General features: G+C 67.1%; 25 protein-coding genes and 1 tRNA gene. 7 read left to right on the plus strand and 19 right to left on the minus strand.

All coding sequences use genetic code 11. The features are described 5' to 3' along the window. Positions 1 to 143 precede the first annotated feature (143 nt). Both FFS08_RS04365 and FFS08_RS04370 read right to left on the minus strand, forming a co-directional pair. Positions 144 to 1,334 (minus strand): pyridoxal-dependent decarboxylase, exosortase A system-associated, encoded by a 1,191-nt coding sequence (locus tag FFS08_RS04365; protein ID WP_137864276.1) that lies wholly within the window; start codon positions 1,332 to 1,334, stop codon positions 144 to 146. 13 nt (positions 1,335 to 1,347) lie between these two features. Continuing rightward, positions 1,348 to 2,835, minus strand: coding sequence for an acyl-CoA ligase (AMP-forming), exosortase A system-associated (locus tag FFS08_RS04370; RefSeq protein WP_171012464.1), 1,488 nt, complete (start codon positions 2,833 to 2,835; stop codon positions 1,348 to 1,350). Between the two features lie 71 nt (positions 2,836 to 2,906). On the opposite strand from FFS08_RS04370, the gene FFS08_RS04375 reads away from it, so the two are divergent. The 3 genes from FFS08_RS04375 to FFS08_RS04385 are packed head-to-tail and all read left to right on the plus strand — an operon-like array spanning position 2,907 to position 4,680. Then, a complete protein-coding gene (locus FFS08_RS04375; protein WP_137864277.1) occupies positions 2,907 to 3,179 on the plus strand; it encodes an acyl carrier protein in 273 nt (90 codons plus the stop codon). Next, positions 3,176 to 3,904, plus strand: coding sequence for an alpha/beta hydrolase family protein (locus FFS08_RS04380; protein WP_137864278.1), 729 nt, complete (start codon positions 3,176 to 3,178; stop codon positions 3,902 to 3,904). Before FFS08_RS04375 ends, FFS08_RS04380 begins: the two co-directional genes overlap by 4 nt. Then, a complete protein-coding gene (locus tag FFS08_RS04385) occupies positions 3,892 to 4,680 on the plus strand; it encodes a hydrolase 1, exosortase A system-associated (protein WP_137864279.1) in 789 nt (262 codons plus the stop codon). Before FFS08_RS04380 ends, FFS08_RS04385 begins: the two co-directional genes overlap by 13 nt. 6 nt (positions 4,681 to 4,686) lie before the next feature. Here the strand turns inward: FFS08_RS04385 and trxB are convergent, their stop codons facing one another. Then, on the minus strand, positions 4,687 to 5,661 hold the full coding sequence (gene trxB / locus FFS08_RS04390) for a thioredoxin-disulfide reductase (protein ID WP_137864280.1): 975 nt from the start codon (positions 5,659 to 5,661) through the stop codon (positions 4,687 to 4,689). A 263-nt stretch (positions 5,662 to 5,924) separates the two neighbouring features. Between trxB and FFS08_RS04395 the strand changes: the two genes are divergently transcribed. Next, the gene (locus FFS08_RS04395; RefSeq protein WP_171012465.1) at positions 5,925 to 7,466 is read left to right on the plus strand and encodes a glycosyl hydrolase family 28-related protein; all 1,542 of its coding nucleotides are present in this window, start codon (positions 5,925 to 5,927) and stop codon (positions 7,464 to 7,466) included. Between the two features lie 69 nt (positions 7,467 to 7,535). On the opposite strand, the gene FFS08_RS04400 is transcribed toward FFS08_RS04395, so the two are convergent. The 3 genes from FFS08_RS04400 to FFS08_RS04410 form a co-directional block, all read right to left on the minus strand. Further along, positions 7,536 to 7,612 (minus strand) — tRNA-Met (locus FFS08_RS04400). A 39-nt stretch (positions 7,613 to 7,651) separates the two neighbouring features. Beyond that, the gene (locus tag FFS08_RS04405; RefSeq protein ID WP_137864282.1) at positions 7,652 to 8,155 is read right to left on the minus strand and encodes a 2'-5' RNA ligase family protein; all 504 of its coding nucleotides are present in this window, start codon (positions 8,153 to 8,155) and stop codon (positions 7,652 to 7,654) included. A 17-nt stretch (positions 8,156 to 8,172) separates the two neighbouring features. Continuing rightward, positions 8,173 to 10,062: a potassium transporter Kup gene (locus FFS08_RS04410; RefSeq protein ID WP_137864320.1), complete on the minus strand. Its 1,890-nt coding sequence runs from the start codon at positions 10,060 to 10,062 to the stop codon at positions 8,173 to 8,175. A 365-nt stretch (positions 10,063 to 10,427) separates the two neighbouring features. Between FFS08_RS04410 and FFS08_RS04415 the strand changes: the two genes are divergently transcribed. Beyond that, a complete protein-coding gene (locus FFS08_RS04415; protein WP_502702006.1) occupies positions 10,428 to 11,312 on the plus strand; it encodes an OmpA family protein in 885 nt (294 codons plus the stop codon). 280 nt (positions 11,313 to 11,592) lie between these two features. Here the strand turns inward: FFS08_RS04415 and FFS08_RS04420 are convergent, their stop codons facing one another. Beyond that, positions 11,593 to 12,063, minus strand: a complete 471-nt coding sequence (locus FFS08_RS04420; RefSeq protein ID WP_137864283.1) for an Lrp/AsnC family transcriptional regulator — start codon at positions 12,061 to 12,063, stop codon at positions 11,593 to 11,595. Positions 12,064 to 12,201: 138 nt separating this feature from the next. Here FFS08_RS04420 and ald point away from each other — a divergent pair, with 138 nt between their 5' ends. Beyond that, positions 12,202 to 13,308 (plus strand): alanine dehydrogenase, encoded by a 1,107-nt coding sequence (gene ald / locus FFS08_RS04425; RefSeq protein ID WP_137864284.1) that lies wholly within the window; start codon positions 12,202 to 12,204, stop codon positions 13,306 to 13,308. 43 nt (positions 13,309 to 13,351) lie between these two features. Here the strand turns inward: ald and FFS08_RS04430 are convergent, their stop codons facing one another. The 12 genes from FFS08_RS04430 to FFS08_RS23810 form a co-directional block, all read right to left on the minus strand. Then, positions 13,352 to 13,840 (minus strand): GNAT family N-acetyltransferase, encoded by a 489-nt coding sequence (locus tag FFS08_RS04430; protein WP_137864285.1) that lies wholly within the window; start codon positions 13,838 to 13,840, stop codon positions 13,352 to 13,354. Between the two features lie 64 nt (positions 13,841 to 13,904). Beyond that, positions 13,905 to 14,561, minus strand: a complete 657-nt coding sequence (locus tag FFS08_RS04435; protein ID WP_137864286.1) for a tetratricopeptide repeat protein — start codon at positions 14,559 to 14,561, stop codon at positions 13,905 to 13,907. Then, a complete protein-coding gene (locus FFS08_RS04440) occupies positions 14,561 to 14,968 on the minus strand; it encodes a cytochrome c-type biogenesis protein (RefSeq protein WP_137864287.1) in 408 nt (135 codons plus the stop codon). Before FFS08_RS04440 ends, FFS08_RS04435 begins: the two co-directional genes overlap by 1 nt. Then, positions 14,965 to 15,492: a DsbE family thiol:disulfide interchange protein gene (locus tag FFS08_RS04445; protein ID WP_137864288.1), complete on the minus strand. Its 528-nt coding sequence runs from the start codon at positions 15,490 to 15,492 to the stop codon at positions 14,965 to 14,967. The genes FFS08_RS04440 and FFS08_RS04445 overlap by 4 nt, the downstream gene beginning before the upstream one ends. Beyond that, positions 15,489 to 17,414 carry a heme lyase CcmF/NrfE family subunit gene (locus FFS08_RS04450; RefSeq protein ID WP_137864289.1) on the minus strand — a complete coding sequence of 642 codons (1,926 nt, stop codon included), beginning with the start codon at positions 17,412 to 17,414 and terminating at the stop codon, positions 15,489 to 15,491. The genes FFS08_RS04445 and FFS08_RS04450 overlap by 4 nt, the downstream gene beginning before the upstream one ends. Beyond that, positions 17,411 to 17,845 (minus strand): cytochrome c maturation protein CcmE, encoded by a 435-nt coding sequence (gene ccmE / locus FFS08_RS04455; RefSeq protein ID WP_137864290.1) that lies wholly within the window; start codon positions 17,843 to 17,845, stop codon positions 17,411 to 17,413. Before ccmE ends, FFS08_RS04450 begins: the two co-directional genes overlap by 4 nt. Beyond that, entirely contained in the window at positions 17,842 to 17,976 is a 135-nt protein-coding gene (locus FFS08_RS24195) for a hypothetical protein (RefSeq protein WP_283214639.1), read from the minus strand. The genes ccmE and FFS08_RS24195 overlap by 4 nt, the downstream gene beginning before the upstream one ends. Further along, positions 17,973 to 18,692, minus strand: coding sequence for a heme ABC transporter permease CcmC (gene ccmC, locus FFS08_RS04460; protein WP_137864291.1), 720 nt, complete (start codon positions 18,690 to 18,692; stop codon positions 17,973 to 17,975). Before ccmC ends, FFS08_RS24195 begins: the two co-directional genes overlap by 4 nt. Before the next feature lie 301 nt (positions 18,693 to 18,993). Then, complete coding sequence (locus FFS08_RS04465) at positions 18,994 to 19,431, minus strand: hypothetical protein (protein WP_137864292.1); 438 nt, start codon at positions 19,429 to 19,431, stop codon at positions 18,994 to 18,996. Positions 19,432 to 19,461: 30 nt separating this feature from the next. Beyond that, a complete protein-coding gene (locus FFS08_RS23805) occupies positions 19,462 to 19,809 on the minus strand; it encodes a hypothetical protein (protein ID WP_171015336.1) in 348 nt (115 codons plus the stop codon). 1,228 nt (positions 19,810 to 21,037) lie between these two features. Continuing rightward, entirely contained in the window at positions 21,038 to 21,898 is an 861-nt protein-coding gene (locus tag FFS08_RS04475) for a sigma-70 family RNA polymerase sigma factor (RefSeq protein WP_212741955.1), read from the minus strand. Next, positions 21,895 to 22,353 carry a carboxymuconolactone decarboxylase family protein gene (locus FFS08_RS23810; RefSeq protein ID WP_212741956.1) on the minus strand — a complete coding sequence of 153 codons (459 nt, stop codon included), beginning with the start codon at positions 22,351 to 22,353 and terminating at the stop codon, positions 21,895 to 21,897. Before FFS08_RS23810 ends, FFS08_RS04475 begins: the two co-directional genes overlap by 4 nt. A gap of 246 nt (positions 22,354 to 22,599) precedes the next feature. Between FFS08_RS23810 and FFS08_RS04485 the strand changes: the two genes are divergently transcribed. After that, entirely contained in the window at positions 22,600 to 23,436 is an 837-nt protein-coding gene (locus FFS08_RS04485) for an alpha/beta fold hydrolase (protein ID WP_137864296.1), read from the plus strand. Positions 23,437 to 23,466: the final 30 nt, after the last annotated feature.

The following is a 23,466-nucleotide window of genomic DNA, read 5'->3' on the forward strand; positions in this document are numbered from 1 at the left end:
CGGCGCCGCCACGGGATAGTTGCGCCACCTCACCGTGCCGGCATTGCGGCGACCACGAGGCTCACCCCCTTCAGTTCCCCGGCCTTCGCCGGGGAGCGGCGCCATGGCCAGGACGAACGGCTCGGAACGGCCGCCTGCCGGCTTCAAACCACCACTTCCCCCGCCGGCGGATGCCCCAGGAATGCGCTGGGGCTTGCGGTGGCGCCGTACGCGCCGGATGCGAACACCGCGATCCTGTCGCCCACTTCGGCGCGCGGCAGCGCCACCCGGTCGGCCAGCCGGTCGAGCGGCGTGCAGAGCGGCCCGACGATCGTCACCACTTCCTCGGCCGGATCCTGCATCCGGTGCGCTACCGCCACGGGATAGTTGCGCCGCACCACCGTGCCGAAATTGCCGGTCGCCGCCAGATGATGGTTCAACCCGCCCTCGACCACCAGGAAGGTCTCGCCCTGGCTCTCCTTGCGGTCGATCACGCGGGCGAGATACACCCCCGCCTCGCCCACCAGCCAGCGGCCCAGCTCGATCGCATAGTCGGTGTCGAGCCGGGCGATCGCCCCGGCCAGCGCCGCGCCGATCGCGCCCACGTCCACCGGGGTGTCGCCCGGGAAATAGGGGATGCCGAAGCCGCCGCCCAGATTGACCAGCGGCGGCACCGCCCCGCACGCATCGGCCAGCCGCGCGGCCAGGTCCACCGTCGCTGCCTGGGTCGCGATGATCGCCTCGGTATCGAGCGACTGCGATCCCGCGAAGATGTGCAGCCCGCGCCACGCCGCGCCTTCGCCGCGCAGCAGCTTGACCAGCTCGGGCACCTGCGCGCTTTCGATGCCGAAGGGAGATGCGCGCCCGCCCATCTTCATCCCCGAGCCGCGCAGCTCGAAATCCGGGTTCACCCGCACCGCCAGCCGGGGCGTCACGCCCAGTGCCCGGGCCGCGGCCAGCGCGCGCTTCCCCTCGGCGATCGATTCGAGATTGATCGTCACTCCCGCGCGGATCGCCGCCTCCAGTTCCGCGTCGCGCTTGCCGGGGCCCGCAAAGCTGATGTCCGCCGCCGCCATGACGCCAAGCGCCCGCGCCATCTCGCCCGCCGAGGCGACGTCCATCCCGTCGACCAGCGGCGCGATCCGCTCGAGCAGCGGCGCGAACGGATTGGCCTTGATCGCATAATGGACGCCGACCCCGCGGGGCAGCGCCGCCCGCAACAGCGCGATCCGCGCCTCGATCACTGCGAAATCATAGACATAGGCGGGAGTTTGCACATCCGACCACGGAAGTTCGCGCAGGCCCGCAAATTCGGGCGGGATCGGGCCGAAGGGCTTGGCGGTCACACTCGTCATTCTACCCCCTGCGTCAGCCCAGGCTCGCCTTCAGCGCCGTCCGGTCCAGCTTCCCGTTCGCGTTGCGCGGCAGTTCCATACGCCAATCGTAGCGCGCCGGCTGCATGAAGCTCGGCAGTTCGCGCCGCAGCCGCTCGCGCAGTTCGGTCTCGCGGCCGCCGTCGCCGCGCGCGATCACCATGATGGCCTGGCCCAGCCGCTCGTCCGGCACGCCGAACGCCGCCGCCTCGCCGGTCTCGCCGCCCGAGAGCACGGCTTCCTCGATCTCGGTGGGGCTGATCCGGTTGCCCGCCGATTTGATCATCTCGTCGTCGCGCCCGATGAAGCGGAGCAGCCCGTCCTCGCCCATCCGCACCGTGTCGCCGGACCACACGGCCATGCCGCCGCTCTCGGCAAAGGCGGGCGCGGGGCGGAAGCGCTGCGCCGTCCGCTCGGGATCGCGCCAGTAACCCTTGGCGACCAGCGGGCCTGCATGGACCAGCTCGCCCTGCGCGGCGCGCGCGCCGTCGGGGTCGACCACGAGAATTTCGGCGAACGGAATGGCGGTTCCGATCGAATCGGGATGGGCGTCGACCAGCGCGGGATCGAGATAGGTCGAGCGGAATGCCTCGGTCAGCCCGTACATCGGATAGAGGTCGGCCTGGGGGAAGCGCGCGCGCAGGTCGCGCACCATCCTTGGAGTAAGCGGGCCACCCGAATTGGTTAGCCGGCGAAGCTTCGATGCGATCTCAACTGGCCATTCCGCCTCGAGCAGCTGCACCCACAGCGGCGGCACCCCGGCCAGGCTGGTGATGCCGAAGCGCTCCACTGCCTTGATGACGTCGCGCGCGGTCAGATAGTCGAGCGGCACCACCCGCGCGCCCGCCGCCCAGGTCGAGAAGAGCTGATTCTGCCCATAGTCGAAGCTCAGCGGCAGCACGCCGAGCACGTGGTCTTCAGATTTTATGCGAAGATAATGGGCTACGCTGATGGCCCCGAGCCATAAATTGGCATGGCTCAGCATCACGCCCTTGGGCTTGCCGGTCGATCCGGAGGTATAGAGGATCGCGGCGAGTGCGTCGGTGTCAACATCGGCGGCTGGAAGCGTCTGGTCCGAGTGCAGCGCGCTCTCCTCGACGATACGGCAATCCGCGCCAACATCGCCAGCTTCCAGCGTCTGCAACCGTCCACTCTGCGTGATCAGCGCCCGGGCCCCGGAATCGGCCAGAATATGCGCCACCTGGGCGCGCTTGAGCACGGGGTTCACCGGCACGTGCACCAGCCCCGCCCGCGCCGCCGCCAGCGGCATCAGGCAAGCGGTGCGAGTCTTGGGCAGCCAGCTCGCCACTCGGTCGCCGGGCGCCAGCCCCAGTGCCCGCAGGGCATGGGCCATGGCGCCCACCGCCGCCTCCAGCTGGGCATAGCTGAGCGTGCCCGCCTTGTCCTCCAGCGCCACGGCCTCCGGCCGCCCGCGCGCCGGCAGGGCATCCAGGGGGCGGGGAACGGGGTCGAGCGCTATCACCCGCACACCCTTATACTTGGCAGCGCCCGCGCCAACCCTTACGGGAGCGAAAAACCGGCAGGGGAAGTGCATTGCAGCCCGATGGCTCGCTCGAAGTCGAAAACACCGTCCGCGGCGTGCTCCGCGATGTCCTCGGGCTAAGTGCCGAGCGCGTCGCCGATTTCCGCGAGGACACCCCCCTGTTCGGCGCCCTGCCCGAGCTCGATTCGCTTGCCGTGGCGGGCGTGCTCACCGAGATCGAGGACCGGCTCGGCATCCTGATCGAGGATGACGAAGTCGATGGCGAGATGCTCGAGACCTTCGGCGCCCTCACGCGTTTCGCGGCGGCCAAGGCGCTCCGGTGATCGACCATTACGACTGGGCCGGCGGGCGGGAGGCGATGCTGCGCTTCGGTCCCGCCGGCGGCCCGGTCGTGGTCGCGGCCCTGCCGCTGTTCGAGGAAGCCAATCGCACCCGCAGCTTCGTGGTGACGATCCTCCGCCTGCTCGCCGCGCGCGGCATCGCCGGCGCCTTGCCCGACCTGCCCGGCCAGGGCGAGAGCCTGGTGCCGACGCACGGATCCTCGCTCCTCAAGATGCAGGATGGCTTCAACTTCGCCTGCGACAGGTTCGATCGCGAGGGGCGGCCCTGCTATGCGCTTGGCCTGCGCAGCGGCGCGCTGCTCGACGCGCTGGCCCCCGTTGCCGGCCGCTGGCACCTGGCGCCCCAGGACGGTGCGCAGCTCCTCCGCGAACTCAGCCGCATCAAGCAAGCCGAGCTGGGCGGCGAGCCGCTCGGCGATTCATGGTATCTGGGTGGCCATCTCCCCACCGATGCGGGGGCCCCGCCCGTCGAGATTGCCGGCACCCTGATCGCGCCCGGCCTGCTGAGCGCGTTGCGCATTCAGACGCCGTTCCATGCGCCCGGCACGCCACGCCGGGTGGTGCGGCTCGCAAGCGATCCAGGGCCCGCCGACCGTAAGATCGAGGGCAGCCCGCTCTGGCGCCGCGCCGAGCCGGACAACGACCCCGTCCTCGCCGCCCTGCTCGCCGACGACCTCGCCGCCTGGATCCGCACATGCGAAAGCTGATCGAGTTCGACTGCGCTGGCGAGATGCTGGTCGGCACGCTCGACGATGCGGCGGGCACCACCGGGCTGCTGATCGTCTCGGGCGGCAACGAGATCCGCATCGGCGCGCATCGCGGCATGGCGCGCCTGGCCGAGCGCGTCGCCCGCGCCGATCATCCGGTCCTGCGCTTCGATCGTCGCGGAATCGGCGATTCGACCGGTGCCAATGGCGGATATGAAAGCAGCGCCGCGGACATCGCCGCCGCCGCTCAGGCCTTTCGCGAGACCGGCGTCGAGCGGATCGTCGCCTTTGGCAATTGCGACGCGGCGACCGCACTCGCCTTCTTCCATGCCCCGGCGGGGATCGACACGCTGCTGCTCGCCAATCCCTGGACAGTCGAGACCGCCGACGAAATGCCCCCCGCCGCGGCGATCCGCGCGCATTATGCGAGCAAGCTGCGCAACCCGAGCGAGTGGCTGAGGCTGCTGCGCGGCGGAGTGAACATCGCCAAGCTGCTCAGGGGCTTGCGCAAGGCCTCGAACAAGCCGCCGCAAGCCGCTACGAGCCTCTCCGCCCGTCTCGCCGCCGCGTTGGCCCAGGCGCAGGCGCCGGTGACGATCCTGCTCGCCACGGGCGACAATACCGCGATTGCCTTCGCCGATGCCCTCAAGGGCCCGGCCTTCGACGCCGTCCGCGCCAAGGTACAGGTCGAGCGGCTCGATAGCGCCAGCCACAGTTTCGCGCGCGCCGCCGACAAGGACTGGCTGCTCGAACGAGTGCTGCAAGCCCTGCGCTGAGCGCGCTCACTCCGCCGCGTGCTGGACCGCCGTCTCGAAGTCCGCCTCGGCCAGGAAGCGCTCGGCATCGAGCGCAGCCATGCAGCCGGTACCCGCGGCGGTGACTGCCTGGCGATACTGCTTGTCCATCACGTCGCCACAGGCGAACACGCCCGGCACGCTGGTCTTGGTCGTGCCGGTCTCGACCGTGATATAGCCGTCGTCGTCAAGGTCGATATGGCCGCGGAACAGCTCGGTCGCCGGATGGTGGCCGATCGCGACGAAGCCGCCATCGACGTCGATCTGCGAAAGTTCGCCGGTCAGCATGTCCTTGAGCTCGATCGCCACCAGGCCCTCGGGCTGGCCGCCGCCGATGAACCGCTCGACCTTCTTGTTCCAGAGGACGTTGATCCGCTCGTTGGCGAACAGGCGCTGCTGCAGGATCTTCTCGGCCCGGAACGAATCGCGGCGGTGGATCACGGTCACGTCATGGCTGTGATTGGTGAGGTAGAGCGCCTCTTCCACCGCGGTATTGCCGCCGCCGATCACTGCGACCTTCTTGCCGCGGAAGAAGAAGCCGTCGCAAGTCGCGCAGGCACTGACGCCCTTGCCCTGGAGCAGCCGCTCCGAATCGAGGCCGAGCCACTTCGCCTGGGCGCCGGTGGCGATCACCAGCACGTCGCCGAGATAGACGGTGCCGCTGTCGCCCACCATGCGGAAGGGGCGCTGCGAGACGTCGACTTCGACGATCGTGTCCCACATCATCTGCGCGCCGACATGCTCGGCCTGGGCCTGCATCTCCTGCATCAGCCACGGGCCCTGGATCACGTCGCGGAAACCGGGATAATTCTCGACGTCGGTGGTGGTCATCAGCTGGCCGCCCGGCTGGATGCCCTGCACCACGATCGGCGCCAGGCCGGCGCGCGCGCCATAGATGGCGGCGGTCAGGCCGGCGGGGCCGGAACCGAGGATCAGCATGCGAGTCGAATGGGTGGCGGTCATCATGGCTTCCGAATTGGCTGAGCCCCGCATCTAGGGGCTCGGCAAGGGTCGAGGCAACATGGGTAGTGGCGCAAGGCGCGCAATGGCTGTGGACAACAGCTTTGGCTCGGCAGGTGAAAGCCCCGCTAGCCGCCCGCCACCGCGATCGATCCGATCCCCCCGCACGAAGCGCGAGATTTCGCTTGCGATGTAGGATTTCGATTGTTCTATATTTGTTCTCGATGGCCGTTGAGAACCGAAATCATCGAAGGATCAGATTTTCCATGACGGACACCCTCAGCTTCCCCACCATCGCGGACCTCGCTGCGGCCTCGACCGCCGGCCTTTCGGACGGGCAGACCGCGAATGTCAGCGAACTCAAGCGGGGCGGCAGCTTCCGCTTCGAAGCGGGATCGAGCGCAACCACGAACGGCGGCACCGTCTTCGCGGCGTCGGGCGGCGGCCGCTGGCTGCGCGTCAATCCCCTGCCCCTGAATGTCCAGTGGTTCGGCGCCGTCGGCGACGGTATTGTCGACGATCATGCCGCCTTCATCGCCGCGCATGATGCGCTCCTTCCCGAAGGCGGGACGATCCTGGTGCCGAAGGGCTATTACCGGCTCTCGGCGACGGTCAACCAGCATTGTCCGATCATCTGGCAGGGCGAGGGCAACAGCGCCGCCTATGCCAACCGGACGATCGGCAGCTTCACCATGAATGCGCAAGGATCAGTGCTGCTGATCGATTCCGGGGTGCAGGCCTTCATCATCAATGCTTCCAATACCGACGGTACCGGGACGGCACCCGACGGCACCTATCCGAACGGTGCCGGCTCGGCCCTGCGCGATCTCTACATCCGCTCCAATGGCGGCGGGTCGGCCGTCGATGGCATCTGGATGCGCGCAACCGCCGCGCTCGAGAATGTGACGATCCGCGGCTTCACGGGCCGCGGCCTGCGTATCGAGGCTTCGGTTAGCGCCAGCAATCCGGTGAAGGGCAATGCGAACCTGTGGACGCTGACCAATGTCGATCTGATCGGCAATGGCAGCCACGGCCTGCACGTGAAGAGCAACGATGCCAATGCCGGCATAGCCACGCGGGTCAACAGCACTGCCAATGGCGGCTGGGGCGTTCTCGACGAGAGCCTGATCGGCAATACCTATGTCGCCTGTCACCAGGCCGGCAACACGCTCGGTGCGATCAAGACGATCGACACGGCGCCCAACACCGTGATCGGCGGCTATATCGAGATCGGCGCCGCCGGCGACAATGCCGATTTCGGCAACGGCACTACCGTGATCGGCGACCTGGCGGGCCAGAGCACCTCTTCCGCCGCAAGCAGCCGCGCCTTCGTGATGACGGCCGGCCTATCGGTGGCGGCGCCCTATCGCCATCTCAATCGCCGTGCCTCGCCCGGCGTGCTCGGCGTGATCGGCTCGCTGCAGCCCAATTACGGAGCGATCGGCTGGGGTTCGAGCAACGACGTAATCGGCGCGAACAACCAGGCCGACTGGCAGATCCAGTACAACACCACTTCGAAATGGTGGGACTTCCAGTATCAGGGCGGCGGCAATGCCTTCACCGTGATGCGTTTCCCGACGGGCTCGACGCTGGCGAACCCGCGCAAGTTCGCAGCCGATTTCCCCAATGGCCATTTCCTCGCCGGCCTGTTCCGCGGTGCCGGCTCGGCAGCGCCGACCACCGGTGCGTGGCTGCAGGGCGACGTCATCGAGAACAGCGTGCCGGCTGCGGGCGGCAATGCGGGGTGGATTTGCACCACGGCGGGGTCGCCCGGCACCTGGAAGGCGTTCGGAACGATCGCGGCCTGAAACGGGCGCGCGGTTCCGCGGGAGGGGCTTCGGCCCCTCCCCTTTCCGGGGACAATGCAATGTCGAAAATGGTAGCGGAGGAGGGACTTGAACCCCCGACACGCGGATTATGATTCCGCTGCTCTAACCAGCTGAGCTACTCCGCCCCGAAGCGAGGGGCCCAATAGGTCCGGCGTCGCTCCAGGTCAAGCGAACATGTGACGGGAATGCGCTTCCCATGGGCCGCCGCGATAATGCCAGCTCGCCAGCCCCGCGATTTCCACTTCCCGGGCCGAGAAATCGCGCGACAACGCGGCCAGCACCGCCTTGGCCAGCACCGGGCGAACCTTGTTCTGGATGGTGACGTGCGGACGCCAGCGGCCGGCATCCTGGGGCGTGAGCAGTCCGGTGAACGCATCGACCAGCCCCTCGCGAATCGCCACCAGCTCGGGAGCCTCGATTCGATAGGCGACGCCACCGCCCAGCGACATCAGCCCCGTCACCTTCGCGCGCGGCGCACGCACGCCGCGCGTCTCCACCGCGAGCCGGTGCTTGAGCTCCTCCGCCACCGAAGGCGGCAATTGGTGGAACAGCGTCAGATGCGCATCCAGCATGTTCCGCTCGGGCGGATAATGCTCGCGGCGCAGCGCGTTGAACCAGGCCTGGTCCTGGCGCCCGAGCAGCGCCGTGACGATCAGTGGCGCGGGCAGAGGCGCGGAGCGATCGGTCAGATTTCCACCTGGCTGCCCAGCTCGACCACACGATTGGTGGGCAGGCGGAAAAACTCCATCGCGCTCTCGGCGTTGCGCAGCATCCAGGCGAACAGCTTCTCGCGCCAGATCATCATCCCGGGCCGCGCCGAAGGCAGCAGCGTCTGGCGCGCCAGGAAGAAGCTGGTCTCCATCATCTTGAACTCGGCACCACAGGCGTTGACCGATTTGAGCGCCGCGGGAACGTCGGCCTCCTGCATGAAGCCATAGGCCAGGATCATGCGGTGGAAGCCCTTGCCCAGGTCCTCGATCATCATCCGATTCTCGTCGGAGACATAGGGCACGTCCTTGATCTTCACGGTGAGCAGGATCACTCGGTCGTGCAGCACCTTGTTGTGCTTGAGATTGTGCAGCAGCGCATGCGGCACGCCCTCCGGGGTCGAGGTCATGAACACGGCAGTACCGGGCACGCGCGTGGCCGTGGTCGCCGCGGAAGTGATGAAGATCTTGATCGGCATCGCGCTCTCGCGGAGGCGATTGATCATGAGCTGGCGGCCCTTCGACCAGGTCGTCAGCAGCGTGAAGACCACGAAGCCGACGAACAGCGGGAACCAGCCGCCGTCAGGCACCTTGGTCAGGTTCGCAGTGAAATAGGCCAGGTCGACGGTGAAGAAGACCGCGAGCAGCGGGATCGCATAGCGCTTCTTCCACTTCCACAGCCCGAACAGGACGACGGCGAGCAGGCAATTGTCGATGAACATCGCGCCGGTGACGGCGATGCCATAGGCCGCAGTGAGGTTCGACGAGGTCTGGAACACCAGCACCAGCAGGATCACCATGATCATCAGCGCCCAGTTGATGAGCGGGATGTAGATCTGGCCGGCGGTGGAGGCGCTGGTGTGCTCGATGCGCAGGCGCGGCACGAAGCCGAGCTGGATCGCCTGCTGCGTGACCGAGAAGGCACCCGAGATCACTGCCTGCGAGGCAATGACGGCGGCCATGGTCGCCAGGATGACGAGCGGGAACTGCAGCACTTCGGGAGCGAGCATGTAAAAGGGATTGCGCAGCGCCGCATGGCCCTCGCGCATCAGCAGCGCGCCCTGCCCCATATAGTTGAGGATCAGTGCCGGCAGGACGAACCACAGCCAGGAGATGCGGATCGGCTTGCGGCCGAAATGGCCCATATCGGCATAGAGCGCCTCGGCACCGGTCACCGCCAGCACGACCGAACCGAGCGCCAGGAAGGCCCGCACCGGATCCTCGGCGAAGAACAGGAAGGCATGGTGGGGCAGCAGCGCGTTGAGGATCGTCGGCGTCTGGACCAGGCTCAGCGTGCCGAGCGTCGCGATCGTCAGGAAATAGAGGAGCATGATCGGCCCGAACAGGGTGCCGACCCGCGAAGTCCCGGTCCGCTGGATCGAGAAGAGCAGCACCAGGATCACCACCGCGATCGGCAGCACCAACCTGCCGAATCCCGGCGCGGCGACGGCGAGCCCTTCCACCGCCGAGAGCACCGACACCGCCGGCGTGATCATCGAATCGCCGTAGAAGAGCGCGGTGGCGAACACGCCGAGCAGCACGATCCCCTGCGTCCAGCGCTTGGGATTGCCACTGCTGCGCGAAATCAGCGCCAGCAGCGCCAGGCTGCCGCCCTCGCCCTTGTTGTCGGCCCGCATGATGATCGTGACGTACTTCAGCGTCACCACCACCATCATCGACCAGAACATCAGGCTGATCACACCCATGATATGGAGCGTATCGAGCGCGAGCTTGTGATGCCCGTCAAAGGTCTCGCGAAACGCATAGAGCGGGCTGGTGCCGATATCGCCGAAGACGATGCCGATCGCGCCGATCGCCAGCTTCCATGTCGCATCATGGCTGTGCGCATGCGCGACGGGCGCGTCGATCTGGGCCGGAGCCGACTCGGCGGCTCCCTCGGAAGGGGTGTTCACGGGCGCGGGTGTCGCGTCAGAGAGGAAACGGACCTGGTCATGCGACCTGCGTTCTCGATCTTCAAAGTGCGCGGGCCGTTAGCACGCGCAGCAAGGCCAATCAACGAATGTCGTTACGCAGGGGCCCACACGCAAGGGGAGGAGGCCTCTGTTCCACACCGGCAAGCCGCCGGCCGGCAGTGCGGCCCAAAGCGGTTCGTCGCACCGCGCACTCGGACCACCCGCTCGACCATGGGCCCTTCCAGGCGCGTTCATCTGGCAGACAGGTGGACCTGAACACGCAAGACCCGCTGGGGGGAATAGTTTCGAGGAGACGCTCTGTGCGTAACATTTCCAATAAGTCGGGCGTTCGCGTCCTGGTCGCCATGCTGGCCATCTCCGCGTCGGGCAGCGCGTGGGCGCAGGACCAGAGTTCGCAGGATCCCCGCATCGTCGTGAACGGTGTCCCCGCATCGCCGTCCGCGATGACGCCGGGGCCCGAGATCAAGGGCGTGATCACTGCGCGCCATGGCGACAGGATGAAGGTCACCACCGCCGATGGCAGCAGCACGGTCATCGCCATCACCGATGCGACGCGGATCAAGACCGGCGGCGGCCTGCTCGGCGGCAATCAGAGGCTGGCCGCGAGCTCGCTGCTCAACGGGCTGCCGGTGGTCGTCAAGACGCTGCAATCGGGCGACGGCTATTCGGGCGGCGAGCTGGTGGCGAGCCAGATCAGCCTCAAGAAGGGCGATCTGCGCACCGCGACAATGATCCATAGCGGCACCGCCCAGGGCTTCGAGGAGCAGGCCGCGGCGACCGAGGCACTGCGCGGCCGCATGGGCGATATCGACAAGTACAACATCAAGAGCACCACCAACGTGCATTTCGATGTCGGCAGGTCGGACCTGTCCGCCGAGGACAAGGCCAATCTCTGCGCCACGGCAACCTCGGCCCAGGGACAGGAGAACGCCCTGATGCTGGTGGTCGGCTATACCGATTCGACCGGCAGCGACGACTTGAATCAGGAGCTTAGCGAAAAGCGCGCCGCGCGGGTCATCAACTATCTGCAACAGGCCTGCGGCTGGAAGCCCTATCGCATGCTGACCCCTACGGGCATGGCGAAGGCGGATCCGCTGGCGAGCAACGACACGGCCGAAGGCAAGGCGCAGAATCGCCGCGTCGCGGTGAACATTCTGGTCAGCAAGAGCGTCGACGGTCTGTGAGTCGAACGATGCCGGGAGCGGCCAGCCCGCTCCCGGCACCATGTCGCGGGCGCGGCACCGGCCCCAGGTTGAGGACTCAAACAAGCATCTGATTTTACTGCGCCATCCCTGCGTTCTCTTTCGTCATCCCCGCGCAGGCGGGGATCCAGAGCCAGGTGCGGAACGGGTGTGGCGGGCCCTGTCCTCTCCGGATGGCGTTCGCGCGGTGGCGCCGATATCCCACATTAACCCTGGATCCCCGCCTGCGCGGGGATGACGGAAACGAATATGAGTCCCCAACCTAGCGCCCGCCTCCGAACAGCGCGTCCGCCTCGCTCCGTGTCGGCACGGCGCGCAGCACGAAGCTGGAGTTGATCGTCACCACGCCGGGCAGGCGCCCCAGATGCTCGCGGTGGAGCCGCTCGTAATCGTCCAGGTCGCGTGCCAGGACCTTCAACCGATAGTCCTGCCCGCCCGAGACCAGCGCGCACTCCACCACGCCGTCGATCTGCGCCACTGCCGCTTCGAACCGGGCGAGGTCCTCCTCCACCTGCGTTCCCAGCGTGATGTCGACCAGCGCGGTGATCCGGAAACCGAGCCGCCGGTGCCCGAGTCGCGCGCCATAGCCCTGGACATGGCCGGACGCCTCCAGCGCCTGGATCCGGCGCGTGCAGGCCGATTGCGAAAGCCCCACCTGCGCGGCGATGGCACTCACCGGCGCGCGCGCATCCGCGGCCAGAGCCTTGAGGATAGCTGCGTCAATCCTGTCCATCCTGCATGGATAGCCGGTTTCTATCCCGGTTACACGGATTTCATGCATTCGGCCGCGACCCTTGTCATATCTTTGCAGGGATTCGCCGACGGCCATGCTATATTCTCCGGGCCAATCGCATTCCACGGAGAGGTTCCCATGCGCATCGGCGTTCCCAAGGAAATCAAGAATCACGAATATCGCGTCGGCCTGACCCCGGCTTCGGTGGCCGAGCTGGTCCATGCCGGCCATGAAGTGCTGGTCGAGACCAAGGCCGGCATGGGCATCGATTTCGACGACGCGGCCTATACCGCGGTCGGCGCCAGGATCGCCCCGGACGCCGCCGCCGTGTTCGCCGGGTCGGACATGATCGTGAAGGTCAAGGAGCCGCAGCCGAGCGAGATCGCGCTGCTCGAGCCGCGCCACTTGCTGTTCACCTATCTCCACCTCGCCGCCGACAAGCCCCAGGCCGAAGGCCTGATGCAGTCCGGCGCGACCTGCATCGCCTATGAGACGGTCACGTCGAACTCGGGCGCCCTGCCCCTGCTCAAGCCGATGTCGGAAGTCGCGGGCCGCATGTCGATCCAGGTCGCCTCGCACTATCTCGAGAAGGAACAGGGCGGCCGCGGCGAGCTGCTCGGCGGCGTGCCGGGCGTGGCCCCGGCCAAGGTCGCGATCCTGGGCGGCGGCGTCGCCGGCATCAACGCGGCGCAGATGGCGACCGGCCTGCGCGCCGATGTGACGATCTACGACATCAGCAACGAGCGGCTGGCCGAGCTGGACATGCATTTCGGCAGCCAGATCAAGACCGCCTATGCCAGCAAGGCGGCGATCGCCGAGGCGATCAGGCATTCGCAGGTCGTGATCGGCGCCGTGCTCGTCCCCGGCGCGGCGGCGCCGAAGCTCGTCACCAAGGACCAGCTCAAGACGATGATGCGCGGCTCGGTGCTGGTCGACATCGCCATCGACCAGGGCGGCTGCTTCGAGACCAGCCATGCGACCACGCATGACAACCCGGTCTATGAAGTGGACGGCGTGATCCACTACTGCGTCGCCAACATGCCGGGCGCCGTCGCCCGCACCTCGGCCTTCGCGCTCAACAACGCGACGCTGCCGTTCGTGCTGAAGCTGGCCAATCTCGGCGCCGAGGGCGCGATGAAGGCCGACAAGCATCTCGCCAACGGCCTCAACGTCTACAAGGGCAAGATCGCGTTCAAGGCAGTCGCCGACGACCTGGACCTGCCCTACGAAGCCTGGGCAGGCTGATGGGATCGCGTGCCGGGAAACGACGATCGTTTCCCGGCACGTCTCATTCGGGCCGGAGATCCTGGCCGGGATCGAATTGCTTGGCGTAGAGGATGGTCGTGAAGCCGCTGTCCCATTCCTCGTCGGGATAGCGCGCCTGCTCGACATAGCCGCGACCGAGATAGAATGCCTGGCTGGCGAGGTTGAAGCTGTCCGTCTCCAGGCGTGCCGCCGCGAAGCCTTGCGCGGCCATCGCCTGCTCGGCGCAATCCATGAGGAGCGTGCCGACTCCCCATCGCCGGCAATCGCCATGGACATGCAGTCCCTCGACGAAATCGCCCAGCCAGTGCACGAAGCCGGCGACGACATCCCCGACTTCCGCGACCCGGAACGCGTCGAGGCTGGTCTCGACATATCGAGCACCGCGATTCTCCGCCCGATAGCGCTCCGCCGCGGCGGGAAGCAGCGCCGGTAACCAGGTGTTCTCGAAGCTGTTCTGCAGAATGGCCTCGAGGCGCGGCGCATCGCCGGCATGGGCACGACGAATCCGCATGGGCTGCTCGATCTTCATGCGGACCAGCTAGCGCGGTCCGGCACCGGGATCGAGTTCGATATTCTCAGCGCCGTGGAGCGCCTTCCCGCCGCGCTTGCTCCTGATCCTGCAGGAACATCTCCAGCGCGAGCAGCCGCGCCACCAGCGCGGGACGATAACTCGCCTTGTCCGGCGCCAGCGCCACTGCCTTCTCCCACCAGGGCCTGGCTTCGGCAAAGCGGTTCGCCCGAACCAGCGCCAGCCCATAGAAGAAGGGCGGCCCCGGATGCTGTGGGCTCAGCGCCGACGCCTTGCCGAAGGCGAATTGCGCGGCCGGCGATATCTGGTTGCCGTCATATTCGGCCAGCGCCAGGCCGAAGCCAGTCCACAGCGCAGCATCCTCAGGCACTTGCCGCACAGCGCCCTGCCACACCTTCACCGCCCGCTCCCGGTCGCCCTGGCGGAGCATGCCATCGGCCAGATTGCCGTAGCTCCAGGCATAGGTGCCATATTTGCCGAACATCGCATCGCGCAGATCGATCAGGCCCTGATCGACCTGGACCTGCTGCCCGCCCGGTACGACGGGATGTCCGGGAAGACCGGGGCTGCCTTGCCAGGCATAGCCCGCCGCACCCAGCATGATCGCAGTGGCCGGTACGGTCCACAGCTTGCGCGGATAGCGCATCAGCGCGAGCGCCAGCACCGCGAGGAGCGCGATCAGGGCGAGCGTCAGCCAGCCCATCACGCTGTTCCCTTGCGGAACAGGCGCCGCGCGAGAAGCAGGCCGAGGACGAGCAGCAGCAGCGGTGTCATCCAGAGCGGCGCCGTCACCCAGCCGAACGGCGGGTCATAGGTGACATAATCGCCATAGCGCTGGATCAGGTAGCTGCGGATCGCGGCGGGCTGCTCGCCCCGGGCGACGCGCTCGCGAACCAGCGCGCGCATGTCGCCGGCCATCTCGGCATCGCTGTCGGCGATCGACTGGCCCTGGCAGACGAGGCAGCGCAGCGTCTCCATCAGCGCTTTGGCTCTGGCCTCCTGCGTCGCATCCGGTAGCTGCGTATAGGCCAGTGCCGCGGGCGGCCGGTTCGAATCGGCCTGGGCAGGCGCCGCCGCGAGCAGCGCAAGGGCGAAGGCCGCGCGCTTCATTTCGCCGCCTCCAGCTTGCCCAGTATCACGGGGACGTCCTCCGCCCGGATATCGCCGATGTGCTGGCCGACGATTTCGCCGCGGCCGTTGACGATGAAGGTCTCGGGCACGCCCGACGAGCCGAGCGCGATCTGGGCCTTGCCGGTGGGATCGTCGCCGATCCGGGCATAGGGATCGCCGTTCCGCTCGAGAAAGGCCTGCACCGCTTCCGGCGTATCCCGGATCGCGATCGCGTCGATTTCCACTCCGGCCTGTCTGAGCTTCAGCAGTTGCGGCGCCTCGGCGATGCAGGGAATGCACCAGCTGGCGAACACGTTGAGCAATCGCGGCTTGCCCGTGGCCAGGTCGGCGGTGGCGATGCCGGGCTTGGTGGCGAGCAGCGGCTTCATCGCCAGCTCGGGCAGCGGCTTGCCGACCATCGCCGAACGGATCGTCCGGTCCGCCGGCCTGACCAGTCCGAACGCGACCAGCGCGAAGACCAACGCGAACAGCGCCAGCGGCGCCCAGATCAGCAACCGCCTCATGCCTCACTCTCCGCATCGCGCCGCTCGCGCCGCACCCGCCCGATCAGCGAGAGCAGCCCGCCCAGGGCGATCATCGCCCCGCCCGCCCAGATCAACGTCACGAACGGCTTCCACCACGCCCGGATCTGCCAGCGCCCCTCGCCGTCGCCCTGGCCGATCACGGTATAGAGCTGGCCGTCCAGCTCGGTAGCGATCGCCGCCTCGTTGGTGTTGGTCGGCGGGTTGGCGAAGAAGCGCTGCTGCGGGAAAAGGTCGAACGGAGCCCCGCCGGCCCGCGTCGCCCGGAGATGGGCCTCGAGCGCCGACCAGTTGGGGCCCACCGCGGGTCGCACCTCCAGCAGCTCGACACGGTACGGGCCGACGGTGACGTTCTGCCCCACCGAAATCGCCGCCAGCCGCTCGACCTTGAACGCACCGTCCGCCGCCATGCCCGCGATGCTCACCGCGATGCCGAGATGCGCCACCACCATCCCGTAGATGTGCAGCGGCGTCCGGCGCAGCTTGCGGCGGATGAGCGGGATGACGCTGGCGACCGCGAGCCCCACGGCCAGCCCAAGCACCAGCGCAGGCAGCCACTGCGCCCCGCCAAGCGCGAAGACCAGCGCGAACGCGATGCCCGCGACGCCGACAGGCACCAGCAGCTTGCCGAACAGCGCGTTCCACTGGTCGCGGCGCCATTTGAGCAGCGGTCCGGCCGCAGTGGCGGCGACGAGCGCGAGCCCGACGGGCACTGCCGCCTTCTCGAAGAAGGGCGCACCGATCGAGAGCTGGACGCCGGCGGCCTGGGCGACGAGCGGATAGAGCGTGCCGATGAAGACGACGCCGAGGATCACCGAGAGCAGCAGGTTGTTGAGCACCAGCGCGCCTTCGCGGCTGACCAGTTCGAAGGTCGTGCCCTGCTTCACCGTGCCGATCCGCGCACCGAACAGCGCCAGCGCTCCGCCGATATAGAGGCCGAGCAGGGCGAGGATGAAGCCGCCGCGGGTGGGATCGACCGCAAAGGCGTGGACGCTGACCAGGATGCCCGAGCGGACCAGGAAAGTGCCGATCATCGACATCGAGAAGGCGACCACCGCGAGCATCACCGTCCAGGCCCGCAGGCCGTCGCGCGTGGCGAGCACGCTCACCGAATGCAGCAGCGCGGTCGCGGCCAGCCAGGGCATCAGCGAAGCATTCTCCACCGGATCCCAGAACCACCAGCCGCCCCAGCCGAGCTCGTAATAGGCCCAATAGCTGCCGGCGGTGATGCCGATCGTGAGGAAAATCCAGGCCGCCAGCACCCAGGGCCGCATCGCCCGGGCAAAGGCGGGGCCGACATCGCGCATCAGCAGGGCGCCCACCGCGAAGCTGAACGCGACCGATAGGCCCACATAGCCGAGATAGAGCGTCGGCGGGTGGAAGGCTAGCCCGGGATCCTGAAGCAGCGGGTTCAGCCCCTGCCCGTCGAGCGGCGGCGGGCTCACCCGGACGAACGGGTTGGAGGCGAAGGCGAGGAACGCGTAGAAGCCGATCGCGATCGCCGCCTGCGCACCCAGGGTCGCGGCGAGCGTGCCCTGCGGCAGCCGCTTCTCGAACAGCGCCACACCTGCTCCCGACACCGCCAGCACCGTGACCCATAGCAGCATCGAGCCTTCGTGATTCCCCCACGCGCCGGCGATCTTGTAGATCAGCGGCTTCATCGAATGGCTGTTTTCGACGACGAGCAGCACCGACATGTCCGACTGCACGAACAGCGTGACCAGCAGCACGAAGGCGACGAGCGCGAGCAGGCCCTGGACGATCGCGACGCGGCGCAGCGCCGCCATCACCATCGGTCCGCCGGCCCCGTCGGCGCCCTTTGCCGCGCCCCAGGCGAGCAGTACCTGCACGAGCGCGAAGCCCGTCGCGAGCCACAGGGCGGCGAGACCGGCTTCGGCGATCACCGCTCGAGCGTCTTCGTCTCGTGCATGTTGCCGGCGGCCTGGGGCGGCATGTAGCGCTCGTCATGCTTCGCGAGGATATTGTCGGCGACGAAGCTGCCGTCCGGCTGGAAGCGTCCCTCCGCGACCACGCCCGATCCCTCCTTGAACAGGTCCGGCGTCACGCCCCGGAACGCGACCGGCACCGCTGCCTGGCCGTCGGTCACCACGAAGCGGATCGAGACCCCGTCGGCCGCGTGCCGGATCGAGCCCTTCTCGACCATGCCGCCCAGGCGGACGTGCCGGTCGAGCGGCAGCGGCTTCCCCTTCACGTCGCCCGGCGCATAGAAGAACGCCGCCTGATCGCGCAGCGCCGACATGGCCAGCGCCGACGCGCCAAGGATCGCGCCCAGGGCGAGCAGCACGAGAACGAGCCGCTGATGCTTGGGCTTCATTCGCGGCCGCCCCGCAGCGCTTCGGCCGCAGCCTCGGCGCGGCGCATCGCGGCATAGCTGAACGCCGCCAGCCCGCCGGTGCCGAGCAGCACGACGAGATAGGCGGCAGTGATGAACGGCCAATGGTTCATGTCGCCGCCATCCGCCGCAGCCGTGCCTCGACCTTCTGCCCCGCCAGGATCGCCCGCATCCGCATCAGCACCACCCCGGCGAAGACCAGCGTAAAGCCGCCCAGCGTGAAGAAGAGCGGCCAGAGCAGCGAAGGGTGGATCTTGCCCGCCATCACGCTTTCGCCCTGGTGGAGCGTGTTCCACCAGACCACCGAATAATGGACGATGGGGAGCAGCGCGCTGCCCGCCACGCCGAACAGCGCCGGCACTCGCCCGTCGCCCGATCGATCGGCATCGGCGCGGTCGAGCGCGATCCAGGCGACATAGACGAAGAAGAGCAGCAGCATGCTGGTCAGCCGCCCGTCCCACTCCCACCAGGTGCCCCAGGTCGGCCGCCCCCAGATCGAGCCGGTGACCAGGCACAGCGCCGCGAACGTGGCCCCGGCCGGCGCGATCGCCCGCGCGGCGACGCTGGCCAGCGGATGCCGCCAGACGAGATAGCCCAGGCACGCGATCGCCAGCCCGCTCCACCCGCCCATGCCCAGCCAGGCGCTGGGCACATGGATGTAGAGGATGCGCGCGCTTTCCTTCTGGACCGCGTCGGGCGGCGTGAGCGCGAGCCCCGCCCAGCAGCCGAACGCCACCAGCGCGACGCCGAGCCAGAACAGGATCGGCGTCAGCGGCCGCGCAATCCTGAGGAAGCGCGCGGGATTGGCAAAGGCATGCAAGACGGGCACGCGGGATGACTAGCGGGGTTCCGGGCGGGAATCCATGGGGCGGTTTGCCGCATGCACGGCTTCCTGCGGCGCGGCTCCGGCAGCGGCGCCGAAAGTTGCGAAGGTCGCGCGAACGACGGAAAATGCGCCGCGGAAAATTGACTCAGTTTGCGGAAACGCGCCGCATCCCGCAACTTCCTTGCGCGAAGATGATCCTATCTTTCCCACAGGTCAAAGCGCGGCCGCACAGTTGGCCCGGCCGGGCGAGGGAAGCAGACGAAATCCTGCATTGCAAGCCGCGGCGCCCGCTGCGAACTGCTCCTCAGAAATGATCGGCCGAAAGCGCGCCGGACAGGGCCGCGTCGACAATCTGGCATAGCGGCCCTGCCAAGGCGCCGTGCGGAACAGGGGCATAGTCGCCCGCAGGCGCCCTGCCGAAGACAATCGCATGAAAGTGATGCACCGATCCCTGGGTGTGCTCATAGGTTACCACCCAGGAATATTTGCCCTCCACGGCACCGACGAACCGTCGGGTCGGCAGGCCCGCCTCCACGATCACATCGCCCCTCTGGAATTTTGCGCCCGCGGGAGCAAGATCGGGCACCATCTGCTTCATTTGCCCCTGGATCGATTCCGGCAGACCGCTCATTTCCGCAACGACCGCAGACGCCCGCAGGGAGGAACAGGCCGATAGCGTGGCGGGCGAACCCGAATTATCGAGCGGAGCGACGGCAAGAGCGCCGAGCATAAAGACGATCATATTTCATTCCTCACGCGCAGCCAGGTCCGGCTAGGTTCCGCAGGTTGGCCGCACGGTAGCCAGATCAAAGGTCGTGCTGTCGGTATCGGCAACGAGATAGGCACTCCCCTCTTCCGAGGTCGCTCCACGATTGGCACCATATTTTGTACCGGTATTGGCATTCAGTTCGCGAGCCACCTGGTTCACGACGGCATGAACTTGCGCGGCCGTAAGGCTCGCATCCGACCAATGCACAATCTCATGGATCAGGCCGAGCGTGGGGCTTTCAACCCAATAGGATCCATCTTCATTCCGCCCCGATGCGGCACTATAAGGATCCCAACTCACGAAGCCATAGCCCAGCCCGGGATCGTAACTATCCTCATGATTGCGGTTCAAGATGACTTCCAGCCCAGCCGCATTGGCTTTCGCGAGAAGAGCCGCCGCTGTCGGAGACCCGTTCTGCAAGGATGCGAGGGCCTGATAGGCCTCCGCATGCGCAACGGGGCATGGGTCTCCGCCAAGCCTAATGTGATTGCCTGGACTCTCGCCACCGGTGCCGTTGTTTCCGCCGGCACCACCACCGCCTCCGCTCGGAAGCCATACCCATGTGCCGTTGCCGCCCGGCGGAAAGTCCCCGAAATAGCTCGCCGGCGGCAAGTGCGCCCAAGAGCCGGAGTTGTAGGCATCTCCTCCTCCTCCGCCGCCTCCTCCATAGCCGCCACCATTACCATGAGGGCCACCCACGCCGTTGACCTGAGCGTCGTCGGTGGTACCGGAGCCTCCGGCAACAAGGTCAAGTTCATAGACCGTTAGAAGCCGCATACTATATCTCCAGATTCATGATTATAAAGGTGATGTATAATTACAGCTCCGTATCGCATTTATAATCAATCGTTTAAATCGCTTATCTCTCAAATAGTATTCCTTTGTTACGGTGGAATGAATTCTCTAGAATCATGACCGATTTGGATATATTTCTGAAACCATCAGAATATACGGCAGCTATTTCCAGAATTTACGAGATGGTCATCGAGCGAGCTCCGACCGTTGACCGGGGGTCGGAGATTGCGGCCCACGCCCCTTGGCAGATGGACGGGCCCGGCCCGCGGGATATCTCAACAGCCGACGCGGAGCGCGCGACGGCCACGGATATCGAATTCCCGATGCCCGGACGTGCCAGGGAAAGCCTGGGTCAGGAACTCGAACAAGTATCCGATTCCCCATCATCACCCCGAAACAAGTCGGCGATTATCCCCTTGAGACAAGGATGGTCCAATAGCCGTTATCCCCGCGCAGGCGGGGATCCAGAGTCACGAGCGACACGCCAGAGAAACCCTGGATCCCCGCCTTCGCGGGGATGACGGGGTTCGCTGAATGAGTCCCCAACCTAGAGTCAAAACCCGATCAAAGCCTTGATTTTCCTTCTTCATCCCCGCGCAGGCGGGGATCCAGGGCCAAGGGTGGGGTGCGTGCGGCAGGTCCAGCCCTCTCCGGAGAGGGGTGGGGTGCGTGCGGCAGGTCCAGCCCTCTCCGGAGAGCGTTCGCGGGATGGCATCCATGTCCCGCACTGTCCTGGATCCCCGCCTGCGCGGGGATGACAAGGTTTGCTGAACGAGTCCTCAACCTAATGCACCGCCCCCAGATGCCCGAGCTTGTCCGGGTTGCGCATCACGTAGATGCCCGTGATCCGCCCCTCCTCGATCGCCAGCGCCGTCGTCTGGAGCACGCCGCCCGGCTCGATCGTGACGAAGCCCGGCAGGCCGTTGATCATGCCGTAGCGCACCACCCGCGACATCTCCTTGGCAAAGAAGCGCGCGAGCGAAGCGTAGAGCTTCATATTGTCGTCCAGGCCGCCGATCGGCCTGAGGCCCGCATGCACCTTGCCGCCGCCGTCCGACCAGGTCGTCACGTCGTCGGCCAGCAGGCCGCGCAGCGCGCCCATGTCGCCGCTGCGCGAGGCAGCGAAGAAGGCGGCGGCGATCTCCAGCCCCTTCTCCCTCGGCAAGTCGTAGCGCGGCCGGGCGGCGCGGACATGCGCGCGCGCCCGGCTGGCGAGCTGGCGCGCCGCGGCGGAGTCGCGGCCGATCGTCTCGCCCACCTCGTCGAAGCTCACGCCGAACACGTCGTGGAGCAGGAATGCGGCGCGCTCCAGCGGCGACAGGCGCTCGAGCGCCATCAGCAGCGGCAGCGTGACGTCCTCCACTTCCTCCTCCGCCGCGACGACCGGCTCGGGCAGCCAGGGCCCGACATAGGTCTCGCGCCGAGCGCGCGCGGACTTCAGCTGGTCGAGGCACAGGCGCGTCACCACCCGGCGCAGGAACGCCTCGGGCTCGCGGATCTGGCCGCGATCGGTGTCGAGCCAGCGCAGGAACGCATCCTGCACCACGTCTTCCGCGTCCGCGACCGAGCCGAGCATGCGATAGGCGATGCGCGCCAGCCGCGGACGCAGCGGGTCGAAGCTCGCCGCTGCGTCCGCGCCGCTCACGCCGCCACCGCCGCGGGCTTGCCCTCGTAGAAGAGCTCGAACGCCACTGCGAGGCGATTCCAGCCGTTGATCGTGTTGATCATGAGCGTCAGCTGCACCTGCTCCTCCTCGTTGAATTCGAAGGCGAGCTCCCGATAGAGATTCTCGGGCGCCCGTGCCGTGGATACCAGGGTCAGCGCATCGGTCCATGCCAGCGCGGCACGCTCGCGCGGCGTATAGCAGGGTGCCTCGTGCCACGCGCTCAACAGATAGATGCGCTGCTCGGTCTCGCCGGCCTTGCGGGCATCGGCGGCGTGCATGTTGAGGCAATTGGCGCAGCCGTTGATCTGCGAGGCGCGGATCTTCACCAGCTCGAGCAGGCTGTGCTCGAGCTTGGGCGCGATCTTGAGCGACATCTCGTACCACGCCTTCATCTCGGCGGGGGCGGCGGCGAACAGGTCGAGTCGGGCAGTCATGGGTCGTCTCCTCATATGGACGACTGCATGACGAGACAGGCGCGCCCGATGTGACATGCGGCGCGAAATTATTTCGGATCGGCTCGCCCCTCTTGCGCGGACAGGCCAATCTGTCATGCCTTTCATCACGGACGCGTAAGGAAATGGCGCGGTCGCGGCGGGCGAGAGAGGCGTGCAACAATCCCGCGTGCGAAGTCGAAGGTGCCGGCAGCGCTTCCGCCAACCCCGAACCGCGGAGCACAGGCCATGCCCTTCGTCACCACCAGCGACGGTACCGAAATCTTCTACAAGGACTGGGGGCCGCGCAACGCCCAGCCGATCGTCTTCCATCACGGCTGGCCGCTCTCGTCCGACGATTGGGACGCGCAGCTGATGTTCTTCCTGGGCGAGGGCTTCCGCGTGGTCGCACACGACCGGCGCGGCCATGGCCGTTCGTCCCAGACTTCCGGCGGGCATGAAATGGACACCTATGCCGCGGACGTCGCCGCGCTCGCCCAGGCGCTGGACCTGCTGAACGCCGTGCATATCGGCCATTCGACCGGCGGCGGCGAAGTCGCCCGCTATGTCGCGCGCCACGGCCAGCCGATGGGGCGCGTCGCCAAGGCGGTGCTGATCGGTGCCGTGCCGCCGATCATGGTGAAGAGCGAGACCAATCCCGGCGGCCTGCCGCTGGAGGTGTTCGACGGCTTCCGCACTCAGACCGCCGGCAATCGGGCGCAATTCTTCCGCGACGTGCCGGCCGGCCCCTTTTACGGCTTCAACCGCCCCGGCGCGGACGTGAAGCATGGCGTGATCGACAATTGGTGGCGCCAGGGCATGACTGGCGCCGCCAATGCGCATTACGAATGCATCAAGGCCTTTTCGGAGACCGACTTCACCGAAGACCTGAAGGCGATCACCGTACCGACGCTGGTGATGCACGGCGACGACGACCAGATCGTGCCCATCGCCGATTCCGCGCTGCTGTCTTCCAAGCTCGTGCCCGGCGCGATGCTGAAGGTCTATCCCGGCCTGCCGCACGGCATGTGCGCCACCCATCCGGAGATCATCAATCCGGACCTGCTTGCATTCGTGCGGGGATGAAACACGAAGCCCCTCGCCCGCCTTCGCGCG

The organism is Sphingomonas sp. 1F27F7B (assembly GCF_005503355.1).
In the GTDB taxonomy this organism is placed as follows: Bacteria; Pseudomonadota; Alphaproteobacteria; order Sphingomonadales; family Sphingomonadaceae; genus Sphingomonas.

Bases quoted from the DNA above. Each gene is read 5' to 3' on its own strand.
- FFS08_RS04365 (WP_137864276.1), bottom strand. From the start codon at position 1,334: ATGACGAGTGTGACCGCCAAGCCCTTCGGCCCGATCCCGCCCGAATTT.
- FFS08_RS04385 (WP_137864279.1), top strand. From the start codon at position 3,892: ATGCGAAAGCTGATCGAGTTCGACTGCGCTGGCGAGATGCTGGTCGGC.
- trxB (WP_137864280.1), bottom strand. From the start codon at position 5,661: ATGACCGCCACCCATTCGACTCGCATGCTGATCCTCGGTTCCGGCCCC.
- FFS08_RS04395 (WP_171012465.1), top strand. From the start codon at position 5,925: ATGACGGACACCCTCAGCTTCCCCACCATCGCGGACCTCGCTGCGGCC.
- FFS08_RS04420 (WP_137864283.1), bottom strand. From the start codon at position 12,063: ATGGACAGGATTGACGCAGCTATCCTCAAGGCTCTGGCCGCGGATGCG.
- ald (WP_137864284.1), top strand. From the start codon at position 12,202: ATGCGCATCGGCGTTCCCAAGGAAATCAAGAATCACGAATATCGCGTC.
- FFS08_RS04430 (WP_137864285.1), bottom strand. From the start codon at position 13,840: ATGCGGATTCGTCGTGCCCATGCCGGCGATGCGCCGCGCCTCGAGGCC.
- FFS08_RS04435 (WP_137864286.1), bottom strand. From the start codon at position 14,561: ATGGGCTGGCTGACGCTCGCCCTGATCGCGCTCCTCGCGGTGCTGGCG.
- FFS08_RS04440 (WP_137864287.1), bottom strand. From the start codon at position 14,968: ATGAAGCGCGCGGCCTTCGCCCTTGCGCTGCTCGCGGCGGCGCCTGCC.
- FFS08_RS04445 (WP_137864288.1), bottom strand. From the start codon at position 15,492: ATGAGGCGGTTGCTGATCTGGGCGCCGCTGGCGCTGTTCGCGTTGGTC.
- ccmE (WP_137864290.1), bottom strand. From the start codon at position 17,845: ATGAAGCCCAAGCATCAGCGGCTCGTTCTCGTGCTGCTCGCCCTGGGC.
- FFS08_RS24195 (WP_283214639.1), bottom strand. From the start codon at position 17,976: ATGAACCATTGGCCGTTCATCACTGCCGCCTATCTCGTCGTGCTGCTC.
- FFS08_RS04465 (WP_137864292.1), bottom strand. From the start codon at position 19,431: ATGATCGTCTTTATGCTCGGCGCTCTTGCCGTCGCTCCGCTCGATAAT.
- FFS08_RS23810 (WP_212741956.1), bottom strand. From the start codon at position 22,353: ATGACTGCCCGACTCGACCTGTTCGCCGCCGCCCCCGCCGAGATGAAG.
- FFS08_RS04485 (WP_137864296.1), top strand. From the start codon at position 22,600: ATGCCCTTCGTCACCACCAGCGACGGTACCGAAATCTTCTACAAGGAC.